At 64.8% G+C, this 6,372-nt stretch carries 7 protein-coding genes; 4 read left to right on the top strand and 3 right to left on the bottom strand.

Going from position 1 to position 6,372, the window contains the following annotated elements; all coding sequences use genetic code 11:
* Window positions 1-91: 91 nt before the first annotated feature.
* Window positions 92-1,348 (bottom strand): DEAD/DEAH box helicase, encoded by a 1,257-nt coding sequence (locus tag ACVOLV_RS21805; protein ID WP_481556184.1) that lies wholly within the window; start codon window positions 1,346-1,348, stop codon window positions 92-94.
* Between the two features lie 47 nt (window positions 1,349-1,395).
* Window positions 1,396-2,175 carry a polysaccharide deacetylase family protein gene (locus ACVOLV_RS21800; RefSeq protein ID WP_481556183.1) on the bottom strand — a complete coding sequence of 260 codons (780 nt, stop codon included), beginning with the start codon at window positions 2,173-2,175 and terminating at the stop codon, window positions 1,396-1,398.
* Window positions 2,176-2,235: 60 nt separating this feature from the next.
* Here ACVOLV_RS21800 and grxD point away from each other — a divergent pair, with 60 nt between their 5' ends.
* Window positions 2,236-3,162, top strand: a complete 927-nt coding sequence (grxD, locus tag ACVOLV_RS21795; protein WP_481556182.1) for a Grx4 family monothiol glutaredoxin — start codon at window positions 2,236-2,238, stop codon at window positions 3,160-3,162.
* A gap of 282 nt (window positions 3,163-3,444) precedes the next feature.
* On the opposite strand, the gene ACVOLV_RS21790 is transcribed toward grxD, so the two are convergent.
* Entirely contained in the window at window positions 3,445-3,984 is a 540-nt protein-coding gene (locus tag ACVOLV_RS21790) for a DUF924 family protein (RefSeq protein ID WP_481556185.1), read from the bottom strand.
* 250 nt (window positions 3,985-4,234) lie between these two features.
* Between ACVOLV_RS21790 and ACVOLV_RS21785 the strand changes: the two genes are divergently transcribed.
* The 3 genes from ACVOLV_RS21785 (at window position 4,235) to ACVOLV_RS21775 (ending at window position 6,284) form a co-directional block, all read left to right on the top strand.
* Entirely contained in the window at window positions 4,235-5,179 is a 945-nt protein-coding gene (locus ACVOLV_RS21785; RefSeq protein ID WP_481556181.1) for a DegV family protein, read from the top strand.
* Window positions 5,180-5,264: 85 nt separating this feature from the next.
* Complete coding sequence (locus tag ACVOLV_RS21780; protein ID WP_481556180.1) at window positions 5,265-5,603, top strand: hypothetical protein; 339 nt, start codon at window positions 5,265-5,267, stop codon at window positions 5,601-5,603.
* A 3-nt stretch (window positions 5,604-5,606) separates the two neighbouring features.
* A complete protein-coding gene (locus ACVOLV_RS21775) occupies window positions 5,607-6,284 on the top strand; it encodes a Dph6-related ATP pyrophosphatase (protein ID WP_481556179.1) in 678 nt (225 codons plus the stop codon).
* Window positions 6,285-6,372 lie beyond the last annotated feature (88 nt).

Here is a 6,372-nt window from a genome sequence, read left to right as displayed (position 1 = left end):
GCCGAGCCATGCTCGGCATGGGGCTTTACCGGTAAGGCTCTGCCGAGCATGGCTCGGCACTACAGATGACGCTTTACCGACAAGGGTCCTGTCAGGACCCGGCTTTTTCCGCTGCAGCCGCCCGCGCCCTATCCTTCTTGCTCGGCCTGCGGCCCTTGATACCACCGTTGTCGTCGGCAACCACGCTGGCCACCGGTGCTGCCTGCGTAGGCTCATAGCCCTCAAGCACTTCGGTCGTGCTCTGCAGCCCATGGCGTTTGCAGATCAGGCGCCAATGCGCCATCGCAGCGGCATCGACAAAACTCAGCGCCAAGCCCTTCTCCCCCGCCCGTCCGGTGCGGCCGATACGGTGCAGGTAATCCGCCGGCGCACGCGGCAGGTCGTAATTCACCACCACCGGCAAGCGGGTGATATCGATGCCGCGCGCAGCCAGATCGGTCGCCACCAGCACCCGCGTTTCACCATCCTTGAAATCCTGCAACATGCGGAAGCGACGTCCCTGCGACAGTTCGCCATGCAGCGCCTGCGCATTGATACCGGCTTTGCGCAGCTGCGAGGCCAAACGATCACCGTCACGGATGCTGCCGACAAACACCAACACCTGCTGCCACTGTGGATCTTCCAGCAAGGACAGCAGCAGCTCGGCACGCCGGGCGCTATCGACATGGATGACACGCTGCTCGATATCCGGCGCCGACTGCTCGCCGATTTCCAGCCGCTGCGGCTCATGCAGGCCCGCTGCAGCCAAGGCCTGGATATCGGCCGCAAACGTGGCCGAGAACAAGGCGGTCTGCCGCTTTACCGGCAACTCGGCCAGGATCTGCCGCAGCTCATCGCCGAAACCCAGTTCCAGCAGACGGTCGGCTTCATCCAGCACCAGCAGCTGCACCTGCTTCAATGACAGGGCGTTATGCGCCAGCAGATCCAACAAGCGTCCCGGGGTCGCCACGACGATGTCAGCGCCACCACGCAGCGACATCATCTGCGGATTGATCGATACGCCGCCGACCGCACAGACCAGATGCGGCCGACGCGGCAGCTCGCGGCCCAAGGTGGTGAACACGTCACTGACCTGCAGGGCCAGCTCACGGGTCGGCACCAGGATCAGCTGGGCCAGTACGCGCGGCTTGCGTGGCGTTGCCATGAAAAAGCGCTGCAATGCCGGCAACACGTAGGCGGCGGTCTTGCCTGAACCGGTAGGCGCAAGCGCCACCACATCGCGCCCCTTCAGCAGCAAAGGCACGGCCTGCTGCTGGATAGGCGTTGGCGCCAGATAGCCGGCCTGCTGCAAGGCCTGCTGCAGCGCTGGCAGCACGTAGGGAGACAGGCCGAGTTGGGAGAAAGGCATGGTGTGGGTCCAGGTCCAGAACGCCGCGCAATGGCGGGGGAGCGAGTCTACGCTGTTGGCTGCGGCAGGCGGGCGCGCAGGCCGCGCGCCTGCAGCTGCTGCAGCACTGCTGCAACGATGGCCAGGTTGTGACCGTGGGCCGCGCCTTCATGCAACAGCACGATGGCGCCAGGTGCCAGATCCGGCGCGATCCGCGCGACCACACCTTCCGGCGTGCAGTTCACGCCGTCATAGCCGCGGGCGCTCCAGCCTATCCGCGCCAGGCCGTGGCGTTTGAGTGCAGCCGCCACGAACGGGTTGGTCATGCCGACCACCGAGCGGTACCAGCGCGGTGGCGTCCCGGCGATGGCGGTCAGCGCCTGCTGGCAGCGGCCGATCTCACGCGCCATCTGCGCCGGGCCCAGCGCCCAGAAGCGGGCCTGCGGGTGTGAATGACTGTGATTGCCCAGATCATGCCCGCGCCGCAGCACCTCATGGACCAGCTCCGGACGCGCCTGCGCGCGCTCGCCGACCATGAAGAAGGTGGCCTTGGCATCGTGCTGGTCGAGCAGATCCAGCACTGCCAGCGTCTCCTCGGACGGGCCATCGTCGATGGTCAGCCACACGTCCTGGCCGGGCGCATGGCTGAGGACCGGCGCATAGAAACGGCTGTTGGGCAGGAATATCGGCACGATGAACAACGCGTGGCTGAGCAGCAACAGGGGCAGGCCCCAGATCCAGCCCAACTGCCACCACAGCAGCGCAACCAGCACTTGCGAGAGAATCAGCCAGGGCAACCAGCGCCAAGGGTGTACGGGAATGCGATGCAGGGTTTCCGGGGCAGTCATTCCCCATGATGCCATGCAGCGTAGAATCAGCTGGTCTACGACCACCTATACGAGTTCACGATGTCCCTGGACCCCGCCCTGCGTTCGCGCATTGAATCCATCCTCGGCGCCGACCGCGTCGTCCTGTTCATGAAGGGCCAGCCGACCATGCCGCAGTGCGGCTTCTCGGCCAAGGCTGTTGGCGCGCTGCAGGACCTGGGCGTGCAGTTCGGCCACGTCAACGTGCTGGCCGACCAGGAAATCCGTGAAGGCATCAAGGCCTACGGCGACTGGCCGACCATTCCGCAGCTGTACGTGGACGGCGAACTGATCGGCGGCAGCGACATCATCCTGCAGATGGCCAGCAGCGGCGAACTGAGCAGCCTGCTCGGCCTGGCCGCGCCGGACCGTACCCCGCCGTCGATCACCGTCACCCCGGCCGCGGTTGAAATGCTCAAGGGCGCACTGGCCGATTCGCCCGGCGCTGCCCTGCAGCTGAGCATCGATGCCAGCTTCCAGCCGAACTTCCAGCTGGCCCCGTTCGACGACAATGCCATCGCTGCCGAATCCAACGGCCTGCGCGTGCAGTTCGATTCCTCCAGCGCACGGCGCGCCGACGGCATCACCATCGACTGGGTCGACGACATCCGTGGCCAGGGCCTGGCGATCAACAACCCGAATGCGCCCAAGCCGGTGCAGGACCTGGACGTGCGCAGCGCCGACGACCAGCAGCGTGCCGGTGCCATCACCGTGGTGGACGTACGTCCGGCCGATGAGCGCGCCATCGCCGCAATCAACGGCAAGTTTGAAACTTTCGACGGCGACAACCGCGCCAAGCTCGAAGCCCTGCCCAAGGACACCGCACTGGCATTCCTGTGCCACCGTGGTGGCCGCAGCGCACAGGCTGCCGCGCAGTTCCTGGCACTGGGCTTCACCAATGTGTTCAACATCACCGGCGGCATCGATGCCTGGTCGGAGAACGTGGACAACAGCGTTCCGAAGTACTGATCGGACCACGCTGCAGCAATACAAAAACGCCGGCATAGCCGGCGTTTTTCATGCCTGGCTGATCAACCGTACCAATGGCAGCCTGACTGCTGCTTTTGTAGGAGCGGCGTCAGCCGCGAGGCACGCGGATTGCCAGACAGCAAACGTACCGAGCACTTCAGCTATCCCAGCTTCGCGGCTGACGCCGCTCCCACAAACGCAATGGTCGGCGCATTTGTGGTCCGTTGTAGCGATCAGGGCAAGGCAACACCACCATCAGAAACACCAACCTCCAGCGGGCGCTCAACCAGCAAAGCCACCTTCGGCAAGAAAATGCAGTTCCTCGGCGGTCGGGATGCGCCCGAGCACCGCGTTGCGGTGCGGGAAGCGGCCAAAGCGGCGGATGATGTCGCGGTGCAGTTCGGCGTACTTCAGGTATTCCAGGTCGCCCAGCACCTCGAACATCGCCACCGCGCGCTCCTGGTCCTGCGGATCCTCGGAGTGTTCGAACGGCAGGTAGATGAACGCCCGCAGCTTGAGCGCCAGCTCGCGGTCCCAACCTTCCTCGATGGTACGCATGGCGTAGTGCCGGGCCAGGCCGTCGGTAGCGTAAGAGTGCGCGGTGCCGCGGAAACAATTGCGCGGAAACTGGTCCAGCAGGATCTGCAGGGCCAGCGCGCCCTCGGCGTTCTCCAGCCAATCCTCACAGCCGCGCCGGGCAGCCTGATAGTGCAGGTCCAGGAAACGCTCCCGGAACTCCACATCGAACGCCTCATTACGCTCAAACCAACGCTGCGGACCTGCCGCGCGCCAGAACTCAACCACTGAACCTGCCGTTTCCATCACTAATCCCTGGCTCATCACCTACCGTCAGGCGGTGACACTCCCCACCCATGCCGTCGCAACCCGGGAGCTGGCCGAGCTTGCTGGGCAGTAGCTTAATGGCCAGCCCCGCAGGAGGAAATGAGTGGGCGGTGAAAAAAGATGACTTTTATTGCGAAGATGACCGAAGAAACCACCTCTAACCGCCCAAAATTGCGATAGGGTTCCAATCTTTCGAGACTGTTACCAACCCGGGGGGGGAAACGACAGTATGCGCATAGGAATCGTGGTCGACTCAGCCTGCGACCTGCCCGCAGGTTACTTGCAAGGCAACAACATCGTGTTGCTCCCCATCAGCGTGCGGATCGGCGACACCCTGCTCCCGGACCACCGCGACGAGGAATCAACCCTGGCCTTCCTGCAGGGCCCGCTCAGTGAGCGCAGCGCCGAGGCGGAGACCATTCCGTACAGCGCCGAGCAGATCCGCGAGTTGTTCCTGAACCGCCTGGTCACCGATTTCGACCAGGTGTTCTGCATGACCATCACCCGCACCCGCAGCCCGCTGCACGACAACGCGGTGCAGGCCAGCTACAGCATCCTCAACGAATACAAGCCGATCCGCCAGGCTGCCGGCTACAACTCACCGTTCAGCCTGCGCGTCATCGACACCCAGAACCTGTTCGCCGCCCAAGCGGTGAGTGCGGTGGAAGCGGTGCGCCTGCGTGACAGCGGCGCCACCGTGCCGCAGATGCGCGAACGCCTGGAACTGGTGGCCAGCAATGTGCACGGCTACATGGTCACCCGCGACCTGTACTACCTGCGTGCCCGCGCCCGCCACAAGGGTGACCGCAGCGTCGGCCTGCTCAGCGTTGCACTTGGCAGTGCCCTGGACATCAAACCGGTGCTGCACGGCTACCGCGGCAATACCGAGCCGGTGGCCAAGATCAAGGGCTTCGACCCTGCCGTGCAGGCCCTGTTCGACTTTGTCGGCAGGCGCGTGGTGCACGGCCTGATCACCCCGACGGTATGCGTCAGCTACGGCGGCCCGCTGGGCGAGCTGCGCGCCCTGCCCGGCTACCGGCAGCTGCGCGATACCTGCGATCAGCACGGCGTCGCCCTGTTGGAAGCGGTGATGAGCCTGACCGGCATGGTCAACGTCGGCAAGGGCGCGGTGACGATTGGCTTTGCCGATGAACCGCACACCTTCGGCAGCTGATCCAACCTCGTGGCCTGGCCATGCGCTCTGGACAATATCTCTACAGCTGACGCGCTAGTCTGCTGTTCCAACAAGGAGGCCCCCAATGACCGTGCACTATTCCATCTCGCTTCCCGATCCCGCCAAGGCCCGCGGCAGCGATCCGCGCCTGTCATTCACCGCCAGTGGCGCCGACGCCTTCGCCGAGCAACTGCAGGCAGCCCTGCGTACGCCGGAGCTGTTCGAGCGCTGGAAGGCCACCCAGGACGAACCTGAAGATGTCGACCCGGGCCTGGGCGCAACGGATCCAGCCGCCACGGTAACCGGCAAACAGTCCGACCTGCGCATCGACCTGGTCGCCAGCACCAGCCTGCCCGGTGACCTGTTCAAGCAGCGCCTGCGCATGCTGGCCGGCAGCCATTGGGAACTGCGCGATGTGCGCTGAGTCTTGAGCACGGCGGCTCTCCTGTCCTGGAGCGGCGGCAAAGACGCCGCCTGGGCGTTGCATGAACTCCAGCAAGGCGATGACACCAAGGTCGTCGCCTTGCTGAGCACCCTGACCGAAGGCTATGAACGCTCCTCGATGCAGGGTGTACGCCACACGGTATTGCAGGCGCAGGCCGCCGCCGCCGGCCTGCCCTTGCTGGAAGCATGGATACCGCAGGCCTGCGACAACGCGGTGTACCTGCAGCGCATGACAGCTGCTCTTGCCGAGGCGCAGCAACGCTGGCCTGGTTTGGACACCATTGCCTTCGGTGACCTGCTGCTGCAGGACATCCGCGCATGGCGCGAGCAGCAGTACGCGGCGCAGGGCTGGAATACCTTGTTTCCATTGTTTGGCCGCGACACGACTGCACTGGCCGCCGAGATGATCGCCGGCGGACTGGAAGCACACCTGTGCTGCGTGGACACCCATCATCTGGATGCTGCTCTTGCCGGCAGCGCATTCGACCATGCGCTGCTCTCCGAACTACCCAGCGGCATCGACGCCTGCGGCGAGAATGGTGAATTCCACACCTGCGTAAGCGCCGGCCCGATGTTCGGCACCTCACTGGCGCTGCAACGCGGCGACACCGTGCTGCGCGAATCGCGCTACGCCTACACCGACTTCAAGCTGCAACTGTAGGAGCGGCGTAAGCCGCGAAGCAAGTGCGGTGGCCGCCGTCAGCATTGCCCGTAGTCGGGGAAGAACGGGGCGCTGTTGCTGCAGTGGC

The sequence above is a fragment of the Stenotrophomonas sp. STEN023 genome, from assembly GCF_056760135.1.
The sequence above is the reverse complement of the archived record's forward strand: the minus strand, read 5'-3'. Positions and strand labels throughout refer to the sequence as shown.

What these genes read in the sequence shown, in the direction of transcription:
- ACVOLV_RS21780 (WP_481556180.1), top strand. Translation starts at nt 5,265, where the DNA reads ATGACCGTGCACTATTCCATCTCGCTTCCCGATCCCGCCAAGGCCCGC.
- ACVOLV_RS21805 (WP_481556184.1), bottom strand. Translation starts at nt 1,348, where the DNA reads ATGCCTTTCTCCCAACTCGGCCTGTCTCCCTACGTGCTGCCAGCGCTG.
- ACVOLV_RS21785 (WP_481556181.1), top strand. Translation starts at nt 4,235, where the DNA reads ATGCGCATAGGAATCGTGGTCGACTCAGCCTGCGACCTGCCCGCAGGT.
- ACVOLV_RS21800 (WP_481556183.1), bottom strand. Translation starts at nt 2,175, where the DNA reads ATGACTGCCCCGGAAACCCTGCATCGCATTCCCGTACACCCTTGGCGC.
- grxD (WP_481556182.1), top strand. Translation starts at nt 2,236, where the DNA reads ATGTCCCTGGACCCCGCCCTGCGTTCGCGCATTGAATCCATCCTCGGC.
- ACVOLV_RS21790 (WP_481556185.1), bottom strand. Translation starts at nt 3,984, where the DNA reads ATGGAAACGGCAGGTTCAGTGGTTGAGTTCTGGCGCGCGGCAGGTCCG.